Raw genomic sequence first — 21,886 nt, 5'->3', positions numbered from 1 at the left:
GTCATCTCAAGGGTCACTGAAACGAAGCGCTGTCGACGGCGTGATAGACGTAGCGTCCACCGGTCATCCGCTTGATCTCTTCGAGGTAATTGGAATTCATCACAAACAGGTGCGCGCCTTCCGGCAGCGCATCCATAGCCTCTTGCGGCGAGGACACGCGCGCGCCGCTCAGCGGCAGATAACGCCCCTGCTTGGCCGGGTTGATATCGACTACGCGATCGACCGCAACGCCGGCGCGTTGCAGGTACAGCGAATAGATCACGCCTTTGGACGAGGCACCCCAGATCGCCGAACCCTGCGCAGGCGCCGAGCGGATGATCTGCACAGCGCGGTCGAGACTGGCGCTGAAATCTTCAGGCAGAGTCAGGCGCGGCACCGGTTGTTCGGGTATCAGGCGCAACGTCGACAGATCAGCGACGATGTACAGATATTGGCCGCCGAACAGATGCCCGGCCTCGTGCACCGTGCCGAACATCCGGCGCAGGTCATCGAGACGGAAATAATTGACGTGTTCGTAGAACAGGTCGAACCAGGCCTTGTGCTCGAGGATCCAGTCCAGGCACGGCACTTCGATGTAGATCTGCCCGCCCTGATTGGCCTCGGCGATCACGGCCAGAAAGCTCACCGGGTCTTCGATGTGCTCCAGCACATGACGCAGCACAATGGCGTCTGCCGCCAGGCCGAGGCCGCGCGTGAACGGCGCCTTGATCACCTCGGGATTTTCGCCTTCATAAGCAGGGTCGATGCCGGTGATCGAATAGCCCAGGCCTTTGAGCAACTCGAGAAAGTAGCCCTTGCCGCAGCCGACTTCGATCAGTTCCTGGCCCTTGAAGTGCTTGCCGATGATGCCTTCGACATCGCGCAGGTGTTGCTGGAACTGGCCGGAGTGCGCCTGCTCGTTCTGATAGTCGGCGTCATAACTGAGCTTGTCGGCATCGAACGCGGCGTTGAAGACCAGACCGCTGCGCTCGTCCTGCACCAGCAGCATGTCGGCGCTGGCCGAGGCACGCGCCGATTCGGCATCGGCGAAAGTGCGGTTCTGCAACACCGGCAGGCCGGTGGCCCGGTACAACTCGTGCCTCATGGCGACTCTCCCAATAACTGTTGCAAGCGCTCGGTGACGGCCCAGAACGCCAGCGGTTCGTGGGTCGGATACGGGTAGTGGCCGAGGTTCAGATCCAGTGTTGCGCCACGCTCACGCAAGCGCTGTTCGACCAGCGCACGCACCGACACCGGTTGACCGCTGGCGCAGTTGATCACGCCGTCGAACTCGCGCTGATGGAGGATCGCAGCGAGATGACTTGCGGCGGTTTCAATCGCGAGGAAATCGCGCAACTGCTCACCGGCCGACATGTTGAACGACGCCTCGCCAGCATCGATTGCCCGGTCCAGCGCGGCCAGCAGGCTGTTGGGGTTCTGCCCTTGACCATGCAGATAGAACAACCGCGCCCACTGCAATGTGAACGGTTGCTCCTGCTGCAAATTCTGCAGAAACAGGTGCAGCGTATGTTTGGCCAGACCGTAGGGATTGCTCGGCCGTGGCTCGGTTGACTCGCTGAGCGGACCGCTCTGCATGCCGTATTCGAAGCAGGTGCCGGTCACCAGCACCTGCGACACGCCTGCCGCGACCACGCTCTTGATAAAGCGGTAGTCGGCCATCAGGTTATGCTCGAAATGAAACAGCGCCCGATAGTTCGGCAGCCCAGGCCAGGCCAGATGCGCCAGCGCGTCGATGCCTTCGGTCAGCGCGACAACATTCAGGTCGGCAGCGTGAATGTCTGCCGCGACGAATTCGACGTGGTTGATCCATGGCATGCCCTGCGCCGTTTCTGCGTTGCGCGCCACCGCGCGGACTTCGCAGCCGCGCGCAAGCAATGCAGCAACCAGATGCCGACCGACAAAGCCCGTGGCGCCAGTGACCAGAACTTTCACAGCACTTTCAACTCAGGCACGGCGATGACGAAGCGCCCGTCCCACTGACGCACCTGCGCCAGTTGCTGACTGACTTCGTGCAGCAGGTTCCACGGCAGCACCAGCACGTAGTCCGGTTTCTCAATGTCAATCTGCGCTGGCGCAACAATCGGGATGCGACTGCCCGGCAAGAACTTGCCCTGTTTGTGCGGGTTGGCATCCGCGACCCAAGCGAGCAAGTCTGGCTTGACCCCGGCGTAATTGAGCAAGGTATTGCCCTTGGCTGCCGCGCCGTATCCGACCACACGTTTACCGTCGGCCTTGGCCTGCAACAGGAAGCGCAGCAGGTCATGTTTGATGCGTTCGGCAGCAGGCGCGAGGGTCGCGTAGTACTCAGGGGTTTTCACCCCGGCATCGAGTTCTGCCTGCAGTTGTTGCTGAATTGCCGGGAGAACAGCGCGGCGCTGGCCGTCCTTGCGCTGCACGAATACGCGCAGCGAGCCGCCGTGAGTGCTCAATTGGCTGACGTCGAACACTTCCAGGCCATTGCGCTCGCACAGGGTCTGCACGGCGGTCAGCGACAGGTAGGAATAATGTTCGTGATACAGCGTGTCGAACTGCGCGCCAGCCATCAGCGTCAGCAGTTGCGGAAACTCGAAGGTGGCGACGCCGGTCGGCTTGAGCAACGTCGCGAAGCCGGCGAGGAAATCGTTAATGTCCGGCACGTGCGCGAGCACGTTGTTGGCCGCCATCAGGTCGGCGCTCCAGCCTTCGTTGCGCAATTGCGTGGCGGTGTCGCAGCCGAAGAACAGCTCACGAATCTCCAGGCCTTTCTCGCGTGCAGCCTGTGCGGTGCTGCGAGTCGGCTCGACGCCCAGGCATGGGATCCCGTGCGCGGCGACGTATTGCAGCAGGTAACCGTCGTTGGCGGCGACCTCGACCACACGGCTGTCGGCGGTCAGACCGAAACGCTCGCTCATCTCGGCGACATAGCGCTCGGCGTGATTCAGCCAAGTGCTGGAGAACGAACTGAAGTAGGCGTACTCGGCATCGAACAGGCTGTCGGCACTGGTGTAGTCCTCGGTCTGAACTAGCCAGCATTGCTGGCACACCGCGACTTTGAGCGGCACCCATTGCTCGGCCTGCTCCAGGCGATCGGCGTGCACGTAGGCGTTGGACGGCGGCGAAGTGCCGAGGTCGATCAGCGGCAGATTCAGCGGTGCGGCGCACCCACGGCAATTCATAGACGCACTCCAGCAAAGTGTTGATCGAGCGCAGGATGGCTGGAATCGCGCGCTGACAAATTATTGACAGGCAACGGCCAGGCAATCGCCAGCCGAGGATCGTTCACCGACAAGCCGCCCTCGTGCTCCGGCGCGTAATCGGCGCTGTGCAGATAGAGCAATTCGGCGTCTTCGGTAAGCGTCTGAAAGCCATGAGCGAAACCGCCCGGAATCAACAGGCTGCGGCCATCGCCCGCCTTCAAGTGCTCGGCGTGCCAGTGCAAAAACGTCTCCGAGTCCGGGCGCAGATCCACCGCCACATCCCAGACCTCACCGCGCAGGCACGTGATCAGTTTGGCTTCCGGGGCGTTGGCATTCTGATAATGCAGGCCACGCACACTGCCCTTCTCGCGGGTGCAGGAATGGTTGATCTGGCGGATATGAAATTCATTGCCGAACGCACTCAGGCTGCCCTCGCAGAACAACCGGGCGAAGTGCCCGCGCTGGTCTTCGAAACGTTTATGCTGAACGCTGAACAGGCCGGCCAATGGCAACGCTTGCAGGGAAAACTCGCTCACAGCGCGCCTCGGTACAGATTCAATTGGCCCAGAGTTACGGCGCGCATATCATCGCCGTTCTGCCACGCCAAGTGCCAATCGAGGGTCTGCGCCAGGCACGCCTGCAACGACCAGCGCGGCTGCCAGCCGAGCACCTGCCGCGCACGACTGCTGTCCAGACGCAGCAGACCGGCTTCGTGCAATTCACTCGGCTCGATGCGCAAACCACGGGCCTGCGGCCAACGGTTGGCGAGCAGTTCAACCACTTCACCGACGCTGCACATGTCGGCCTCACCGGGACCGAAGTTCCACGCACCGGCGTATTCCGGGCCGTACTCGTAGAGAGCAGCAGCCAATTGCAGATAACCGGCCAGTGGCTCCAGCGCGTGCTGCCACGGGCGCACCGCTTGCGGGTAACGCAGGGTCACTGGCTCGTCGGCGGTCCATGCCTTCAATACGTCGGGAATCAGTCGCTCCGGGGCAAAATCACCACCGCCCAGCACATTGCCGGCGCGTGCGGTAGCCAGGGCCAAACCGTGTTCGGCATGTTTGTCCGCCGGGAAGAACGACGCGGCGTACGACTGCGCGAGCAATTCGCAGCAGGCCTTGCTGCTGCTGTAAGGATCGTGGCCACCGAGGGCTTCGTCTTCGCGATACGGCCACAGCCATTCCTTGTTGGCGTAGACCTTGTCGGTAGTGACCAGCACGCAGGCGCGCACGCCGCCGACCTGACGAATCGCTTCGAGCAGGTTCAGCGTGCCCATGACATTGCTTGAATAGGTGCCGAGCGGATCGCGATAGCCCTCGCGCACCAGAGGCTGGGCCGCCAGATGCAGGACTATTTCCGGCTCGGTCTCGGCGATGATTTCCAGCAAGGCGCCGAGGTCACGCAAATCGCCGCGTTGATCATTGATGCCTTCGTGCACGCGCGCCAGTTCGAACAGGCTTGGCTCAGTCGACGGATCCAGCGAAAAACCGCTGACTTGCGCACCAAGGCTTTGCAGCCAAAGGGTCAGCCAACTGCCTTTGAAACCGGTGTGTCCGGTGACGAGAACACGCTTGCCACGCCAGAACTCCGCACTCAGGCCCATTGCTTCCATGGGGCCTCCCCGCTCTGCCACAGCGCTTCGAGATGGTTCTTGTCGCGCAGGGTGTCCATCGGATGCCAGAAACCTTCGTGCTCGAAGGCTTTCAGTTGTTCGTCCTGAGCCAGACGGGCCAACGGCTCGGCTTCCCAGGTGGTGCTGTCATCGCTGATGTAGGGCAGCACTTTTGGCGACAGCACGAAGAAACCGCCATTGATCCAGCCACCGTCCCCACGGGGTTTTTCAGTGAAACCCAGCACCTGGTCACCTTGCCGTTCAAGCGCGCCGTAACGACCTGGCGGCTGCACCGCAGTGACGGTCGCCAGGCGGCCGTGAGCCTTGTGATAGTCGACCAGCTCAGCAATATTGATGTCGGAAACGCCATCGCCATAGGTGAAGCAGAACGCCTCTTCATCCTTGAGATAACGCGCGGCACGCAACAGGCGGCCACCGGTCATGGTTTCCTCGCCGGTATCGATGAGGGTCACACTCCACGGCTCGCTGTAGTTCTGATGGACGTCCATGCGGTTGTTGCGCATGTCGAAAGTGACGTCGGATGTATGCAGGAAGTAGTTGGCGAAGAAGTCCTTGATCGCGTAGCCCTTGTAGCCCAGGCAAATGACGAAGTCGTGGATCCCGTGGGCGGAATACTGCTTCATGATGTGCCAGAGAATTGGCTTGCCGCCAATCTCGATCATCGGCTTGGGCTTGAGGTGCGACTCTTCACTGATGCGCGTGCCGAGGCCACCCGCCAAAATTACTGCCTTCATCGTCTCCCCTCTCGTACGTCACCGGGCTGCGCACTGCTTTTTTGAGCGTCGCAGGCCTTCTGGCCAAACCTTCTGCCGCTACGGGCGCAGGAGGAAACACCGCGAGCGCTCGTTTTATGGCGATTTGCGGGGCACTTGCAGGAAACGCGCCAGCTCAGACTCGGGTTTTCGGAGATGGCTGATAGAGGCGTCGGTGGAAGTGGCAACAGGCTGATGGGCAGGCTGAGGGCGTGAAGGGGCAAGAGATCGAAAGCCAGAGCAAAGATCGTCCGATCGCGGCCCGAGCCTTCGGCAGCTCCAGTTGGATCGCGTGCATCCAGCAAGAAATGGGTCGGCTGTCAGGCCGCCTTCGCGAGCAGGCTCGCTCCCACAGAACAGCAAGAGCAAGAGCAAGAGCAAGAGCAAGAGCAAGAGCAAGAGCAAGAGCAAGAGCAAGAGCAAGAGCAAGAGCAAGAGCAAGAGCAAGAGCAAAAGATCGCAGCCTTCGGCAGCTCCTACAGTTGGATCGTGGGCATTTGGGAGAAATGGGTTGCTCGGCAGGCCGCCTTCGCGAGCAGGCTCGCTCCCACAAAAGCAAAAGCAAAGCAAAGCAAAGCAAAGCAAAGCAAAGCAAAGCAAAGCAAAGCAAAGCAAAGCAAAGCAAATCAAAGCAGCGCAGCTGCCCGCGGCAAAGCCGCCCCACTCAACAATGAGCGCAAGCTCGAGTACCGCTTTTGATCTTGATCCACCGGCGACGTCGGAAGGCTGAGTGGAGGGATTGATCCGGGCGTGGGAGCGCAGCGACCGTACGACGCAGTCGTACACAGCGGAAGGAGGTGCAGCGAAGCAAACCGGAGCCGCTGCGCCCGGATCAGTCCCGCAGCGAAGGAACCCGAGCCTGCGAGGGCCGAACGCAGGAGCAAGCCTTTTGGGTTACCTTTTTGGCGTTTGAAAAAGGTGACCCGCCGTAAGGGCGGAACCGTAATCAGCAACACCCGCAGAAACGGATCTACACCCAAAAACCCCAACAGCCTGGTCGGCCCAAAGGCCGCCAAGGCCCCAAAGAAAAGGCAACCCCAAAAAGCCACCTATATAAACGATCAATCCGCCAGCCAGCCATTCTCCCAATACCGCAGATTGTCACCACGCAACACATAATCGCGCATGACCACCTCGTGCAGCTCGTCACCCATGCGATAACTGGCGTCAGGGTCGGCCAGATGCATGCGAATCGCCTGCAGCCATTCATCAGTGCTGTTGGTCTTCACCCGCGTGCACGGCAGATAGCCCTGATAGGCTTCGGTATCAGTGCAGATGACCGGGTAACCGCAGGCGCCGTATTCCAGCAAACGCAGATTGCTCTTGCAGTCATTGAAAATGTGAAACTCCAGCGGTGCCAGAGCCAGGTCGAGGTTCAGACTGGCCAGCTTGGCCGGATAGACGTCCAGAGGAATCACACCGTGGAACTCGTGCATGTACGGACGCAGGTCATCCGGGCACATGCCAAAGAATACCCAGTCGACTTCGTTGGCCAGCTCACGCACGACATCGGCAATCACCGCCAGATCGCCATGGTGGCTGGTGCCTCCGCCCCAACCCACGCGAGGTTTTTTCGAGGTGCGGCGCTGACCCCGCAAACCGGTCCAGAGGTTTTGCGCGAGCATGTTGGGGACTACGCGAATGTCGTGGTGCATGTCCGACAGCGCATTGGCCAGTGGTTGAGTCGACACCACCACGCGGTCGCACAGGCTGATCGCCTGGCGCACCATCCGCTCCATTTCCTGCTTGCTGGGCATGTTGCGGATATGCGCATTGCGATGCGGAACATCAATCACATAGTCATCCAGCTCGAAGATGCGCCGGGCATGGCAGAATTTTTTCAGCGGCGGGATTTCATCGATCGCGCCCTGGGAATATCGCCCTTGCAGGACGATGACATCCGGCGACTGACGCTCGATTTCAATGATCGACGGCAAGCCGTAACGAATACACCCTTCGGCCCGGTTCGCCGCTTCCAGCTCTATCAGCGGCTGACTCATGCGGTAATGGCCAATGGCTGAGGCATTGATCGGCACAGCGAGTACGTTGGGCAATTGCGGCCTGGAAAAAGCAGTCCACCCCGTACGCAGGCCCGGCTCAAGGCTGAAACTGGTCGCTCCGACGCCCTGCAAGGACAGGTTGACATTGAAGGCCGGATCGCGGGCAATGCGCGGCAGCCAGCGCTTGTAGAAGATCTCCTGCTCGTGCACATGTTGCTGGCCTTGCTCAGCTGTCGACTCGACAGTCGGGCGCACGCCCTGAGCCAGCAAGGCATAAGGCGTCCACACTACCATGTAGCCTTCCTGGCCGATGCGCAGGCACAGATCCACCACGTTCAGCGCCTGCTTCAAATCCTCTTCATCAAGCCCTGCCACCGCCTCGAAAACCGCCTTGCGCACCATCAGGCAATCACCGCCGACCGCACTCAGATCGTGGGCGGCCTGCAGCCGGAACATATAACCGTCCGACTGCAGCGACTGTCCATAAAATGGCAACCCGACCGCGCCCTGCATCCCCAGAATCATGCCGGCATGCAGCACATAACCATCCGGGTTGAACAACTTGGCGCCAACCACGCCGACTTCCGGGCGCTGCGCATGATTGAGCAGTTCGTCCAGCCAGTCGGCGTGGGTGATCACTGCAAAGGTATTGAGCAGCAGCACATATTCGCCACGAGCCTTGGTCACGGCAAAATTGTGCAGGGCAGCCATGTTGTCCGGCTGCGGGTACGTCAGCACGCGGATCCGGTCGCCACCCAATTGCGCGATGCCGTCCAGCCATGCTCTGGCCTCAGCGGTTTCGCTGCCGTTGTCGACCAGCAGCAGTTCGTATTCGGCGTAGGCGGTTTTTTCCAGCACGGTCTCGACACACCGCTGCAAGGCAGCGGTCTGATCCCGGGTGACGATGATGATCGACACAAGCGGACGGCGCGCGTGCCGATAGTCGACACGATTGAGCAAGTGGCAACTGCCACGGCGGATTTCATGGGCGACGCCAATGCGTTGCAGATGCGCTTCGAGCACACGAGGGTTCTGTTCGATGACGCCTGGCTCGGCCAACCACCGCGACAGATCGAATGGCGACTCCAGCAGAACTTCGGCGACATGCCCGATCACTTGGGTGCCGTCGCTTTCGACCATGCGCCACAGCATGTCGTGAGGAGCCAGTTCGGTGAACGTCGTGTCAAAACCACCCAGCGCCAGAAAGCGTTCGCGCTTGAACGCCAAGGCGCGCCCGACATACGGGTAGCTGCGCATCAGATCAAGGTTGAAATCGGGTTTGAAGGCGGGTTCCACGGACTCACCATCGCGCAGACCGCCTTCATCGCTGTACACGCAACCGAGCGACGGCGAGTGCGCGATCCGGTCAGCCATGACCAGCAAGGCCGGCACCATCAGCCGGTCACCGGCCTGCAACAGGTAAAACCAGTCGGCGCCCTCCAGTTGGGGCAACAACGCGTTGATCTGACCCAGCCCGTCACCTTCCAGTGGCATGTGGAATACGCGGCCATCCAGCGTCGCCTCGTTACAGGAAGCGGACAGCACCAGAATCAGTTCAGGGGCATAGTCCTGCCGAGCAAGCGCCTCAAGCGTGCGCTCGACTCCATCGCGACTGCCCTGGGCATCAATGACGATCGGCACTATTCGCGGCTGTTGTGGCCAGGCGGCCAGAGTTTCCGGCAGTAACTTGCGCTGCCCTTCAGTGAGACTGCGGCATTGCAGCCAGTGCGCGTAGAGTTCGGCGAAGCTCCAGCTATCGATGCCGACGCACCACTCCTGGCGACTCTGCTTGGTACCCAGCGTACGGCTCAGGGGCAGCTCTTCCCAGACGCGCGGCATTACGTCAGCCTTGGTCAGCGGGACATAGCGCACCCAACCCGGCGCTGGCGCCGACTCGCCGCTGCGCGCCTTGAGCATTTGCAGAATCCACTCGCGCTCGACCTCGACCGCGTCTTTCATCGGCTGCTGAGCACTCAAGCGCTCCGGATACAGCCGCTCGGCACTGAGCACGGTGTTCGACATCGCCAGATTGCCGCGCCGCAGCAGGCATACGTACAAGGCGAAATCCAGGGTGGCGACAAAGCAGTGGCCGTCCTGAGTCAGCGCCGGCAACAAGTCGACGAGGTCCGAACGACGAAACAAGGCGCTGGAGAAACCGCCCAGCACATTGACCGGAAATTTTTCGAAGATGCCCAGCAGGTCGTCACCCTTGAACAGACCGCTGGCCGGTGACAACGAAGTGTTTTCCAGGCGCGCCGGCAGAATGATGTCGTCGGCGTCCCAGAACAGCCGCTGAGCCAGCACCAGGCTGACTTCCTCACGCAACATCTCGTGCGCCTGCTGCTCGATGCAGGCGGCATAGAGATGGTCGTCGTCACACATGAACTTGACGAATTCACCCTGCGCCTGATCAAGGCACGCCTTGAGATTGCCGACCATGCCCAATGTGCGCGGGTTGCGCACATAGCGCACGGCAACACCCGAGCGCTCGGCCACAGCGCTGACAATCCCTTCGATCTCATGACCACGACTGTCGTCGCAGACAATGATCTCAAGAGGCGCGTATGTCTGGCTGACGGCGCTGTTCAATGCCCGCTCGAAAAAGCGCGGATTGAACGCAGGGATGGCAATGCTGACGAGGGGGAGTGAATTCACGGCGGGCTCACAGGCGGTACGAGCCCGCTCGCAAAAACGAGCCCTTGATACCGCAAAAAATCATTAACAGAGGGACAACGTTGGCGGGCGCGCACGCGCCCGCCAATCATCAGATCTTGTTGAACAGCCCCAACTGACTGATCTTGCTGAACGCCAGTTGCGCGGCTTGCAGCATGGTCTGTTGCAGCGTCAGACGGGTCATGACTTCAGCCGGATCGGAATCACGGATCGAACCCTGGGTCGTGCTGTTCGCCGTGGTCAGACTGTCGTTGGTGATGGTCTGCATGTCCAGCGCCTGGCCGCGGGCACCAATGGTGGTCACCGCCGTGCCGATCTGGTTGGAAGCGGCATCGATATTGCCGAGGCCCGCCTCCATCGCGCCCTGCAATTTCTGCTTGGCAACCGGGTCACCGTCGACTGGCGTATTCAGCGCGGTGATCATCTGGCCCAGGGTGTCGAGCACGTTCTGGGTCTGATGATTGTTCGGCTGGATCGAGAACTGATCACCAGCGGCCGGCGCGCTGCCCAGGGCGAAAGTCACACCGGCAGCGGTGGCGTTACCGCCGGCAACCGTGCCCGAGGAAACCGGCTTGCTGTCGGCCGTCACCGGCGCGGCATACAGATCGAAATCGGTGGCGCTGGTGAACTTGAGCACCGCGCCGCCCTGCGGGAACGCTGCGGTGTAGGCTGCCTGATCGGTGATGGTCGAACCGGTGATCACGCTGGTCGACGGGTTACCCGGATTACGCGTGGTGGTGAACGAGTCCGGCGAGGCCGACAGCTGAAAACTGTGCCCTGCGATAACGGCGTCCGGATTGGTATCGCCTGCCTTCAGGTTGACGTTCAGCTTGAGGTCGACGCCACGGAAGCTGACGGTCTGGTTGGCGCCGCTGCTGTTGCTGATCAAGCCATTCTGGCTGGCCTCGGCGGTCACATCGTTGCCTAAGGCATCGGTGATTTTCAGCTGGGTGCTGCTGACGAAATCGATGGTATACGGCTGCCCGGCGGTGAACTTGGCGTCGTAGGTGGCGGCAGTGCCGACGGTGCCGTTGGACAGCACGACACGGCCGTCATCCACAGCTGGCGCAGCCATTTTGGTGTTGGTGCGGCCGGTGTTGATGGTCTGCTGGAACGCGTCCCAACCGGTGGTGTTGGTACCCACGGTCATGCCGTCGCCGATGCCCAGATCGATGGTGGTCTGGTCGCCGTTGTAGCTGAACGTGCCGTCAGAATTCTTCGAATACGGCGCGGTGTCGGTTTTCGAACCGGAGAACAGATAGTTGCCGTTGGCATCCTTGGCGTTCATCAGGCCCAGCACTTGCTGCTGGATCTCACCCAGTTCCGAGGCGTACGCCTGGCGATCCTTGTCGGTGATGGTGCCGTTGTTCGCGGCCAAGGCCAGCTCTTTGGCTCGCGCCAACGCCGTGGTGATCGAATCCAGAGTGGACTCCTGCACGGTCAAGGCGCTTTTGGTGGTGTTGACGTTGGTCTTGTACTGATCGAGCATCGCCGCCTGCTGACCCAGCTGCAGCAAGCGCCCGGCACCGATCGGATCATCGGCGGCGGTGTTGATACGCTGCAGGCTGCTCGCCTCGCTCGCGGTAGCGACAGCCTTGTTGAAGTTACGCTGATAATCCGAGGCTTGCGTTCCGTAATACTGGGCGGTGGAAATGCGCATGAATTACGACTCCTTAAAGGCTGTTGATCAGCGTGGCGAAAGTTTCCTGCGCAGCTTTGATGATCTGCGAAGACGCTGTGTAGTACTGCTGGTACTTGACCAGGTTGCCGGTTTCTTCGTCCAGGTTGACCCCGGACAACGAATCGCGGGCACCCTTGGCGTTCTCCAGAATCGCCGTGGTTGCGGCGCTGTCGGACTTGCCTTGGGCGGTCTTGGTACCGACGTTGGTCACCAGGGTGTTGTAGGCGTCGGTCAGGCTGATGCCCTTGCTCGCCGAACCGGTGTCCACGGTCTGTTTGGTTTGCAACGCGACCAGTGCCTGGGCGTTGCGGTTGTCCGAAGACGCCGCACCGGTCAGGTTCATGGTGAAGGTCTCGCCGGTTTTCGGCGTGCCGCCCACGGTGGTCTGCACGGTGAAGGTCTTCTGTACGTTCGGCGTGACGGTAGTGTCCATCACCGGGTTGCCGCTGGCATCGACGATGCCGACTTTCAGGTTCAGCGTGTTCGACTGGCCAGGCACGATGGTGCCGGTGCCGATGGTCGCGCCCTTGGCGTCGACCAGGTTGTACGACTGGCTGCCACCGCTGGCTGCACCGAATACCAGTTTGACCGGCGTTGAATTCTTCAGCGCCGCCTGCATGTCAGCCTGGGCGGTCGGGTTGTAGATATCGATCTTGTCGCTGAGCGTCGGCTGGGTGTAAGTGCCCAGACCGTTGGCGCTGGCGACGCCGGTCAGCGGACCTGCCGCAGCGATTTTCTTCGGATCGGTCAGGACCGTCTGAATGCTCGCCGCCGCGTTGCGGGTCGGCGTGATTTTGAACGAGTCACCCGCGCTCAGCGCGCCGCCGTTCAAGGCCAGGGTGAAGCCGTCGATCACTGGCGGCGGATTGGTCGTGGTGCTGAATGCACCCAGATCGGTGCCGTCGGAACGTTTGACGGTGTAATCGGTAGCGCTGGTGAAGGTCACCTGATAATCGCTGGTGGTCAGCTTGCCGGTGTCCTTGATGGTCACATCGAGGTTGCCCGAACCGGCGCTGTTGCCATCCTTCGCAATGCTGCGCTGACTGATCAGGGCGGCACTGTTGATGTTGTTGAAAATCGCCGCGCCGAAGTCACCGTTCTTGTCGATGCCTTGTGCTTGCTGGCTGTTGATCTGATCGGCAATCACCAGGGCCACGCGACCGAGCTCGTTGAGCGATGGGTCGAGGACTTCCTTGCGATAGGTCAGCAGACCGCCGATTTCGCCGCCGCTGATCACCGAAGTGATGTCGATGGTGCTCGAACCGCGATCCATCTGGATCGACATGCGCGACGGGTCGGTCTTGCTCGCGACCATGCTCAGGCTGTTGGTGGTGTTGCCGATGACCAGCGGCTGGCCGCTGCCGACATAAATGTCGAAGCTGGTGCCGCGCTCGACGACTTGCGCACCGGTAAGCTCGGAGAGTTGACGCACGGCTTCGTTACGGCTGTCGAGCAGGTCGTTCGGCGCCCCGCCGCTGGTGGAGATTTCGCCGATCTTCTGATTGAGATTGGCAATCGCCGTGGCGAGCTTGTTCACCTGGGCAGTCATGTCGCCGAGGCTGCCGTTGATCGTGGTGTTCTGATCGTTGAGCTGCTTGGCCAGGGTATTGAAACGGCTGGTCAGCGCCTGTGCACCGGTCAGCACCGACTGACGCGAAGTGTCATCGGTGGCCGACGTCGATACGCCCTGCATCGAGGTGAAGAATTTCTGCAGTACACCGGTCAGGCCAGTGTTGGTGTCCGACAGCATCGCGTCCAGCGGCGTCGCCTGCTTGAGGAAGGCAGCCGATTCGCTGTCCAGCGACGTCGCGGTGTGCAGCTGCGATTCCAGATACGAGTTGTACACCCGGCGCACGTCGGCCAGGGTCGTGCCCGTGCCGATGAAAACGCTGCCGTACTGCTGCGAGGACTTGGTGCCCTGCACGGTTTGCTGACGTGAATAACCGGCGGTGTCGACGTTGGCAATGTTGTTGCCTGTCGTAGCCAGAGAGGACTGGCTGGCCGACAGTCCCGACATCCCGATATTGAGCAAACTCATGGTTCAGACCTTATTACCTGGTGCCTTATAAAGGCGTGGTGGAGACACCCGCCGCAGCGTAGTTTTCAAAACTGTTCATCTGCTTGGCAATTTGCGAAATCTTCGTCGCGTAGTTCGGGTCGGTGGCGTAACCGGCCTTCTGCAACTCGCGTACAAACTGTTCTGGGTTATCGGCCGACTTCAGCACTTCTTGATAGCGATTGTTGCTCTGCAGCAACGTCACCAGATCGTGGAAGCTGTCCTTGTACGAGGCATAGGAACGGAACTCGGCCGTCTCCTTGACCATCGCGCCATTGCGGAACTCGCTGGTGATCGCGCGGGCCGAATCGCCCTTCCAGTTGCTGCTCGCCTTGATGCCGAACAGGTTGTGGCTGCTGCTGCCATCCTGAGCGCGCATGACCGATTTGCCCCAGCCGGTTTCCAGTGCCGCTTGCGCCACCAGATAACGCGGATCGACGCCGATGCGGTCAGCGGCTTCCTTGGCCATCGGCAGCATGGTGTTGACGAATTCGTCGGCGGAACTGAAGGCCTTCTTCGCCGGTGCCAGCGGAATCTGCGCCATGGCGCGGCCGTAAACCTGCATCTGCCCGCCAGCGGCTTTCTGCTCTTCGGCACGGGCCAGCCAGTCGCCGTTGTACAACGCGCCGGAGCCTGTGACGGCGGTAGTCGCAGCCCGTTGCGGCAAGGCGTTGGTCGCTGCCGCCGCAGTGCTGGCAGTGGCCGCGCTCGGCGCCGACGGCACCAGACCGGCGAGCAACCGGTCGGCCAGTTTCGGCGGCAGCGCCAGACGCCGCTGGTTGATCAGCGCCATGTCGTTGCGATGGGAAATATCGGTGTTGTTCGGAGCATGCACCGAGCGCGATGCCCACAACGGACGCTCGCCGTTGACGCGGGACAGCGGACCGGTGGCGACGGTGCCGGCGGCAATCGGCGTCGGTACGGCGGCGGCCTTGGCCAGCGCTTCCTGCTGCTTGGCGGCGGACGCGGCTGCAGCCTCGCCCGGCGCCATCGGTTTGTTCTTCGACATCTGGCGGATCAGCACGTCGGCCAGACCGATACCACCGCCCTCGCGGGACATCGAAACCGCCAGTTGCTGGTCGTACATTTCCTGATACTGCTTGGCCGCCGGCGTGTTCAGCGGGTTGTCCTGACCAAGCGCTTCGGTGGCCGAGCGCATCGACTTGAGCATTTCGCCGAGGAACAGCGACTCGAATTCCTGCGCAACCTTGCGCATGTTTTCGTCGCTGTTCTTGTCGCCGACCTTGAGCTGGTTCAGACGATTGAGGTCGGAGTAGGAACCCGAATCGCTGCTGCTGACCAGACCGCTTTTGCGCATATCCATGGTGTCCGGCCTCAGATCACGATCAGGTCGGCTTGCAATGCGCCGGCCTGCTTCAGAGCTTCGAGAATCGCCATCAGGTCACCCGGTGCTGCGCCGACCTGGTTCACCGCACGGACGATCTCGTCGAGGGTGGTGCCCGGGCCGAACTTGAACATCGGTTTGGCTTCCTGTTCGGCATTCACTCGCGAGCGCGGTACGACGGCAGTCTGGCCGTTGGACAGCGGGCCCGGCTGGCTGACGATCGGGTCTTCGGTGATGGTCACGGTCAGGCTGCCGTGGGTCACGGCGGCTGGCGACACTTTCACGTTCTGGCCGATGACGATGGTGCCGGTGCGCGAGTTGATGATGACTTTTGCCACCGCCTGCCCCGGATCGATTTCGAGGTTTTCCAGGATCGACAGGTAGTCGACGCGCTGGCTCGGATCCAGTGGCGCAGTGACCCGCACCGATCCGCCGTCGATGGCTTGGGCGACGCCAGGGCCGAGCATGTCGTTGACCTTGTCGACGATGCGCTTGGCGGTGGTGAAGTCGGAACGGTTGAGGTTCAGCGTCAGGCTGTTGCCCTGGTTGAAACCGCTCGGCACCGCACGTTCCACCGAGGCACCGCCAGGGATGCGACCGGCCGACGGAACGTTGACGGTGATCTTCGAACCATCGCGGCCTTCAGCGTCGAAACCGCCGACCACGAGATTGCCCTGAGCGATCGCATAGACGTTGCCGTCGATACCCTTGAGCGGCGTCAACAGCAAGGTGCCGCCGCGCAGGCTCTTGGAGTTACCGATCGAGGATACGGTGATGTCGACCTGCTGACCCGGTTTGGCAAACGCTGGCAGATCGGCGCTCACCGACACCGCCGCGACGTTCTTCAACTGCACGTTGCCCGATCCCGGCGGCACCTTGATGCCGAACTGCGAGAGCATGTTGTTGAAGGTCTGCAGGGTGAACGGAGTCTGCGTCGTCTGGTCACCGGTGCCGTTAAGCCCGACCACCAGGCCGTAACCGATCAACTGGTTGGAGCGCACGCCGGAAATGCTGGCGATGTCTTTCAGCCGCTCGGCGTGTGCGGTGAACGCCGCAGACATCAACAACGCGGCCACCATAAGGCTTTTCAGATTCAACGTAGCCACCTAGAAAGGGAACAGCGGGCTGAGGAAGAAACGGTCGAACCAGCCTGGCTGACTCGTATCGGCAAACGCGCCGGTACCCGAGTAGGTGATGCGCGCATCGGCGACACGGGTCGACGACACGGTGTTGTCGGTCGCGATGTCATCGGCGCGGACCATACCGGCGATGCGCACCAGTTCGTCACCGGTGTTGAGCGTCAGCCACTTCTCGCCACGCACGGCGATGATGCCGTTGGGCAGCACATCGGCCACGGTCACGGTGATCGAACCGGTCAGACTGTTGCTCTGCCCGGACTTGGCGTCACCCTTGGTCGAACGGTCGGCGCTGTAGCCGGCGTTGAGGCTCAGGTCACCGCCACCAATCGGGTTGTTGGTGGTCAGGCTGGAGCCGAACAACGAGGTCAGACCGATCGAGTTATCGCTGTTCTTGTCCATCTGCGAGTTGGCGTTCTTGCTCGCCTGGGTGCGCTCGTTCAGGGTGATGGTGATGATGTCACCGACCCGGAACGCCTTGCGGTCGCTGTACAGGTTCTGCTCGAAGCCGGCCTGATAGATCGAGCCGTTATTGGCAGCCGCCGGCAACGGTGTGCGCGGCAACACCGGGGCGTAGTAAGGGTCATTGGGCTTGGGCGTCGGGGCGACGCAGCCCGCGAGCGAGACGACCCCACTCAATGCCAGAACAGATACAAAGCGCTTCATGACCCTACCTCACGGTGTTGCTGGCGACCTCAGGCCGCCCCAAAGACTGGATTACAGATTCTGCGTTACGAACGAGAGCATCTGGTCGGCGGTGGAGATCACCTTGGAGTTCATCTCGTAGGCGCGTTGAGTGGTGATCATGTTGACCATCTCTTCAACGGTGCTGACGTTCGAGGTTTCCAGGGTGTTCTGCAGCGTGGTACCGAAACCGTTCAGGCCCGGGGTGCCGATCTGCGGCGCGCCGGAAGCAGCGGTTTCCAGGAACAGGTTGTTGCCCACTGCTTGCAGACCGGCCGGGTTGATGAAGTCGGCGGTCTGCAGGTTGCCGATCACTTGCGAGGCCGGGTTGCCGGCGATGGTGATCGACACGGTGCCGTCACGGCCGACAGTGAAGGTCTGCGCATCGTTCGGGATGATGATCGCCGGTTCCAGCGCGAAACCGCTGGCGTTGACGATCTGGCCATTGGAGTCGAGGTGGAAAGTACCGTCACGGGTGTAGGACGTGGTGCCGTCCGGCTGCAGGATCTGGAAGAAACCGCGACCGTCGATGGCCATGTCCAGCGGCTGCTCGGTGGTTTGCAGGCTGCCGGCGGTGAAGTTTTTCTGGGTACCGACAATGCGCACACCGGTACCCACTTGCAGACCCGACGGCAGTTCGCTGTCCTGGGTCGACTGGGCGCCTGGCTGACGCTTGATCTGATAGAGCAAGTCCTGGAACTCGGCACGGTCACGCTTGAAACCCGTGGTCGAAACGTTCGCCAGGTTGTTGGAAATGGTGGTCAGGTTGGTGTCCTGGGCGGACAGACCGGTTTTGGCAACCCATAGAGCCGGAAGCATTCGATTCTCCTCGTGCGCCTGTTTTACGGCGCGACGTTCTGATAATTAGCTGATCTGCAAGACCCGAGCCATGGCCTGGTCGTCGTCTTTGGCGGTGTTCATCATCTTGACGTGCAACTCGAACTGCTTGGCCAGGGCCAGCACCGAAGTCATTTCTTCCACGGCATTGACGTTGCTCGACTCAAGGAAACCCGAGACCAGTTTGACGTTGGCGTCGGCTTGCGCCGGCTGGCCGTCTTTGGTGTAAATCGAACCGTCGAGGCCTTTGTTCATGTTCTTGATGTCCGGGTTGACCAGCTTGATCCGGTCGACTTCGGCCATGACGCGGGGGCCTTCGCCCATTGCGCGAATGCTGATGGTGCCGTCTTCACCGACTTCGACCTGCTGCTCGGGCGGCACAGCGATCGGGCCGCCATTACCGATCACCGGCATGCCGTTGCCGGCGCGCAGTACGCCGAGGGCGTCGATGTTGAGGCTGCCGGTACGCACGTAGCTTTCACCACCGCTGGGGTTTTGTACGGCGATGAAACCGTTGCCGGATACCGCGACGTCGAGTTCACGACCGGTCTGCACCAGCGAGCCCGGCGTGAAGTCGGTGGCAGGACGTTCGCTCATGGCAAACGCGCGCGCCGGAAAGCTGTCACCGAACACCGGCATCGAACGCGCCTGCTCGAGGTCGCGCTGGAAGCCGTTGGTGGAAATGTTCGCCAGGTTGTTGGCATGCGCCCGCTGCGCCAGTGCGTTCTGGCTGGCGCCGGTCATTGCCACATAAAGGTACTTGTCCACAGTGTTTCCTCTGCATGCCGGACGTTTGCCGCCCACCGCTGTACTGCTCAGCCATAAGCAATTTGCAGACCAACTTTTTATTGGCGGGGGAAGGCCCGGTAAACAGGGGACTTGAGGGGATCGGAGGGGGAATCTGAAATGGGTCGAAGACGAAAAACCGGCGGTGTCATGCCGGTTAGTGGCAATCCTGAGTTCGGCGGGGGATGGAGATCCTGTGGCGAGGGGATTTATCCCCGTTCGGCTGCGCAGCAGTCGCCAAGCCTGCAAATGAGGTCGCCGGGAAGAAAAAGCGGGGCGGCTTCGCCGCCCATCGGGGATAAATCCCCTCGCCACAAAGGCTCTATTTAGCTTTCGGAGGTTTTGCCAACCTCATACTCACGCAGCTTGTTGGCAATGGTGGTGTGCGAAACACCGAGCCGCTTGCCCAACTGCCGACTGCTTGGATGCTCGGAATACAAGCGTTCCAGCACCGCTTTTTCGAAACGCCCGACGATCTCGTCCAGACTGCCGTCGAGGGAAAAATCGCCAAGCGGCTGACGCACGCCGTAATCCGGCAGGCGAATATGTTCGGCCTTGACCGTGCCGCCGTCGCACAGGGAAACCGCCTGGAACAGCACGTTCTCCAGTTGCCGCACATTGCCCGGCCAGTGGTAATGGCTGAGGCGATCCATCGCCGCCGGGGCCAGTTTCGGCAGCGGACAACCGATCTGCCGACTGGCCTGGTCGAGAAAGTGTTCAACCAGCGGCGTCAGACCGTCGAGGCACTCGCGCAGCGGCGGGATGTGCAGCGACAGCACGTTCAAGCGGTGATAGAGATCCTGGCGAAACTCGCCGCGCGCGCACAATTCGGACAAGTCCACCTGCGTCGCGCAGATCACCCGCACGTCCAGATACACCTCTTCATCACTGCCGACGCGACGGAAGCAACCGTCCTGAAGAAAGCGCAGCAATTTGACCTGCAAACGCGGGCTCATCTCGCCGACGCCATCGAGAAACAGCGTGCCGCCAGCGGTCAATTCGAGCAGGCCAAGCTTGCCTTCGGCCCGCGCACCTTCGAAGGCGCCGGGGCCGTAGCCGAACAACTCGGTCTCGGCCATCGACTCCGGCAACCCGGCGCAGTTGAGCGCCATCAACGGTGACTGTCCGCGCGGGCTGGCGAGGTGGCAGGCGCGCGCCAGCAATTCCTTGCCAGTGCCGGTTTCGCCTTCTATTAATAGCGGCGCATCCAGCGGCGCCATGCGCCGCGCTTCGCGGACCACAGCGGCCATGACTTTCGAGCTTTGAAAGATGCTGTCGAACCCGCGCAGCTCTTGCTTGCGCACATTGTAGATTCGCTCGCCGACCCGATCGGCGCGGTGCAGCGTCAATACGGCGCCGGCCATGGCCTCGCTGTCGTCGTGTTCCGATTGCAGCGGCGCGATGTCAGCGAGAAAGATGTCGCCCTTGACCTTGACCCGCATGCCGTTGATTCGCGATTTGTTGGCGCGCACCAATTCCGGCAAATCGAAATCCTCGGCGTAGCGCGACAGCGGAATCCCCGGCACCTCATCGACGCGCACCCCGAGCAACTGCGCCGCCGCGCGATTGGCCGCAACGATCGAACCGCCCATGTCGATCGACAGCACCGGAAACTCCAGCGCGCCGAGCAACGCATTCAGTTCCATGTGCCGGCGCTCGCTGGGCATCAGCCCGACGCGCTTGACCCCGAACACCCCGCCGATTGCCTCGAACTTGGGGCGCAACGCCTGAAACTGGATGTTGATCAGGTTCGGGCAGTGCAGGTAGATCGCATTGCCATGCTCACCACCCACCTCGCCGCGAGCGACGTTGATCCCGTACGCCACCAGCAGATTGAGAATGTCGCGCAGGATGCCGATGCGGTTCTGGCAGTGGACTTTGATGCGCATAGAAAAAGGCCCGACAGGTTTGAGAGGTAAACACATGTCCTTGTGGGAGCGAGCCTGCTCGCGAAGGCGCCAGCACATCCAGTATCGATGTGTCAGACAGACCGCTTTCGCGAGCAGGCTCGCTCCCACAGGGTTCTGTGGCGCGCCCGGGGCAGATGTTTCTGTCGAGGCACGCAGATAGTTGTCAAGATTATGTGACAGCCCCGACCCTTTTCAAACCCGCCAATCACCGTAAATGCGCATTACCCGACAAAGCGTAACGATAACTTTACGAAATACGCAGAATTTTCCTACGCACACACCGGTCAACATGCTGCACGCCCTGTCACTCTCGGGTATTCCTTTAGCCATCGCTGGACATAACAAAAACGAATTTCCTAGCAGGAGAGCAGCATGAAGCAGACGCAATACGTGGCTCGCGAGCCCGATGCGCAAGGTTTTATCGACTACCCCGCCGAAGAACATGCGGTGTGGAACACGCTGATCACTCGCCAGTTGAAGGTGATTGAAGGTCGCGCGTGCCAGGAATATCTGGACGGTATCGAAAAACTCGGTCTGCCCCACGACCGCATCCCGCAACTGGCCGAGATCAACAAAGTCCTCGGCGAGACCACCGGCTGGCAGGTTGCCCGGGTGCCGGCGCTGATTCCCTTCCAGACGTTTTTCGAGTTGCTTGCCAGCAAGCAATTCCCCGTCGCCACCTTCATACGTACCCGCGAAGAACTCGACTATCTGCAAGAGCCCGACATCTTTCACGAGATCTTCGGCCACTGCCCGCTACTGACCAACCCCTACTTCGCTGAATTCACCCACACCTACGGCAAGCTCGGCCTGCAGGCGACCAAGGAAGAGCGCGTGTATCTGGCCCGGTTGTACTGGATGACCATCGAATTCGGCCTGGTCGACACCCCGCACGGCAAGCGCATCTACGGTGGCGGAATTCTGTCCTCGCCGAAAGAAACCGTTTACTGCCTGTCGGACGAGCCTGAGCATCAGTTCTTCGATCCACTGGAAGCCATGCGCACGCCGTATCGCATCGACATTCTGCAACCGTTGTACTTCGTCCTGCCCAATCTCAAGCGCCTGTTCGATGTGGCCCATGAAGACATCATGGCCATGGTCCGTCAGGGCATGCAGCTGGGCTTGCACGCGCCGAAATTTCCGCCGAAACCCAAAGCCGCCTGAACCGCGACTTTTGCTGACAATTGCGTCTGTCCGTCGCCGCCACTTTGCTT

17 protein-coding genes are annotated in these 21,886 nt (G+C 61.1%); 2 read left to right on the top strand and 15 right to left on the bottom strand.

Annotated elements, in window-relative coordinates:
* Positions 1-13: 13 nt before the first annotated feature.
* Genes AC0Z5Z_RS13435 through rfbF form a run of 6 tightly spaced genes read right to left on the bottom strand, consistent with a single transcriptional unit; the run spans position 14 to position 5,546 of the window.
* Positions 14-1,084: a class I SAM-dependent methyltransferase gene (locus AC0Z5Z_RS13435; RefSeq protein WP_024012091.1), complete on the bottom strand. Its 1,071-nt coding sequence runs from the start codon at positions 1,082-1,084 to the stop codon at positions 14-16.
* Positions 1,081-1,932, bottom strand: coding sequence for an NAD-dependent epimerase/dehydratase family protein (locus AC0Z5Z_RS13430; RefSeq protein WP_485611204.1), 852 nt, complete (start codon positions 1,930-1,932; stop codon positions 1,081-1,083). Before AC0Z5Z_RS13430 ends, AC0Z5Z_RS13435 begins: the two co-directional genes overlap by 4 nt.
* Entirely contained in the window at positions 1,929-3,155 is a 1,227-nt protein-coding gene (locus tag AC0Z5Z_RS13425; protein WP_485611203.1) for a methyltransferase domain-containing protein, read from the bottom strand. The genes AC0Z5Z_RS13430 and AC0Z5Z_RS13425 overlap by 4 nt, the downstream gene beginning before the upstream one ends.
* Positions 3,152-3,712 carry a dTDP-4-dehydrorhamnose 3,5-epimerase family protein gene (locus tag AC0Z5Z_RS13420; RefSeq protein ID WP_485611202.1) on the bottom strand — a complete coding sequence of 187 codons (561 nt, stop codon included), beginning with the start codon at positions 3,710-3,712 and terminating at the stop codon, positions 3,152-3,154. The genes AC0Z5Z_RS13425 and AC0Z5Z_RS13420 overlap by 4 nt, the downstream gene beginning before the upstream one ends.
* Entirely contained in the window at positions 3,709-4,791 is a 1,083-nt protein-coding gene (gene rfbG / locus AC0Z5Z_RS13415) for a CDP-glucose 4,6-dehydratase (RefSeq protein WP_122691622.1), read from the bottom strand. Before rfbG ends, AC0Z5Z_RS13420 begins: the two co-directional genes overlap by 4 nt.
* Entirely contained in the window at positions 4,773-5,546 is a 774-nt protein-coding gene (gene rfbF, locus AC0Z5Z_RS13410; RefSeq protein WP_041478997.1) for a glucose-1-phosphate cytidylyltransferase, read from the bottom strand. Before rfbF ends, rfbG begins: the two co-directional genes overlap by 19 nt.
* 507 nt (positions 5,547-6,053) lie before the next feature.
* Here rfbF and AC0Z5Z_RS13405 point away from each other — a divergent pair.
* Complete coding sequence (locus AC0Z5Z_RS13405; protein ID WP_485611201.1) at positions 6,054-6,263, top strand: hypothetical protein; 210 nt, start codon at positions 6,054-6,056, stop codon at positions 6,261-6,263.
* Positions 6,264-6,625: 362 nt separating this feature from the next.
* Here the strand turns inward: AC0Z5Z_RS13405 and AC0Z5Z_RS13400 are convergent, their stop codons facing one another.
* From AC0Z5Z_RS13400 to AC0Z5Z_RS13360, 9 genes are all read right to left on the bottom strand, one after another.
* Positions 6,626-10,219: a glycosyltransferase gene (locus AC0Z5Z_RS13400; RefSeq protein WP_485611200.1), complete on the bottom strand. Its 3,594-nt coding sequence runs from the start codon at positions 10,217-10,219 to the stop codon at positions 6,626-6,628.
* Positions 10,220-10,328: 109 nt separating this feature from the next.
* Positions 10,329-11,897 (bottom strand): flagellar hook-associated protein 3, encoded by a 1,569-nt coding sequence (locus tag AC0Z5Z_RS13395; RefSeq protein ID WP_485611199.1) that lies wholly within the window; start codon positions 11,895-11,897, stop codon positions 10,329-10,331.
* Positions 11,898-11,910: 13 nt separating this feature from the next.
* A complete protein-coding gene (flgK, locus tag AC0Z5Z_RS13390; RefSeq protein WP_071171415.1) occupies positions 11,911-13,956 on the bottom strand; it encodes a flagellar hook-associated protein FlgK in 2,046 nt (681 codons plus the stop codon).
* Between the two features lie 25 nt (positions 13,957-13,981).
* Positions 13,982-15,298 (bottom strand): flagellar assembly peptidoglycan hydrolase FlgJ, encoded by a 1,317-nt coding sequence (gene flgJ / locus AC0Z5Z_RS13385; RefSeq protein WP_056783752.1) that lies wholly within the window; start codon positions 15,296-15,298, stop codon positions 13,982-13,984.
* Between the two features lie 11 nt (positions 15,299-15,309).
* Complete coding sequence (locus AC0Z5Z_RS13380; RefSeq protein ID WP_024012083.1) at positions 15,310-16,398, bottom strand: flagellar basal body P-ring protein FlgI; 1,089 nt, start codon at positions 16,396-16,398, stop codon at positions 15,310-15,312.
* Between the two features lie 27 nt (positions 16,399-16,425).
* On the bottom strand, positions 16,426-17,121 hold the full coding sequence (gene flgH / locus AC0Z5Z_RS13375) for a flagellar basal body L-ring protein FlgH (protein ID WP_016771110.1): 696 nt from the start codon (positions 17,119-17,121) through the stop codon (positions 16,426-16,428).
* A gap of 51 nt (positions 17,122-17,172) precedes the next feature.
* Positions 17,173-17,958 carry a flagellar basal-body rod protein FlgG gene (gene flgG / locus AC0Z5Z_RS13370; protein WP_016771111.1) on the bottom strand — a complete coding sequence of 262 codons (786 nt, stop codon included), beginning with the start codon at positions 17,956-17,958 and terminating at the stop codon, positions 17,173-17,175.
* A 45-nt stretch (positions 17,959-18,003) separates the two neighbouring features.
* Positions 18,004-18,744 carry a flagellar basal body rod protein FlgF gene (locus tag AC0Z5Z_RS13365; RefSeq protein ID WP_016771112.1) on the bottom strand — a complete coding sequence of 247 codons (741 nt, stop codon included), beginning with the start codon at positions 18,742-18,744 and terminating at the stop codon, positions 18,004-18,006.
* A 344-nt stretch (positions 18,745-19,088) separates the two neighbouring features.
* Complete coding sequence (locus AC0Z5Z_RS13360) at positions 19,089-20,651, bottom strand: sigma-54-dependent phenylalanine hydroxylase transcriptional regulator PhhR (RefSeq protein WP_016771113.1); 1,563 nt, start codon at positions 20,649-20,651, stop codon at positions 19,089-19,091.
* A 393-nt stretch (positions 20,652-21,044) separates the two neighbouring features.
* Here AC0Z5Z_RS13360 and phhA point away from each other — a divergent pair, with 393 nt between their 5' ends.
* On the top strand, positions 21,045-21,836 hold the full coding sequence (gene phhA, locus AC0Z5Z_RS13355; RefSeq protein ID WP_130926714.1) for a phenylalanine 4-monooxygenase: 792 nt from the start codon (positions 21,045-21,047) through the stop codon (positions 21,834-21,836).
* Positions 21,837-21,886: the final 50 nt, after the last annotated feature.

It is taken from the genome of Pseudomonas sp. 1L-E-NC-VB-C3 (assembly GCF_057291535.1).
This window is presented reverse-complemented; position numbering and strand designations above follow the sequence as displayed.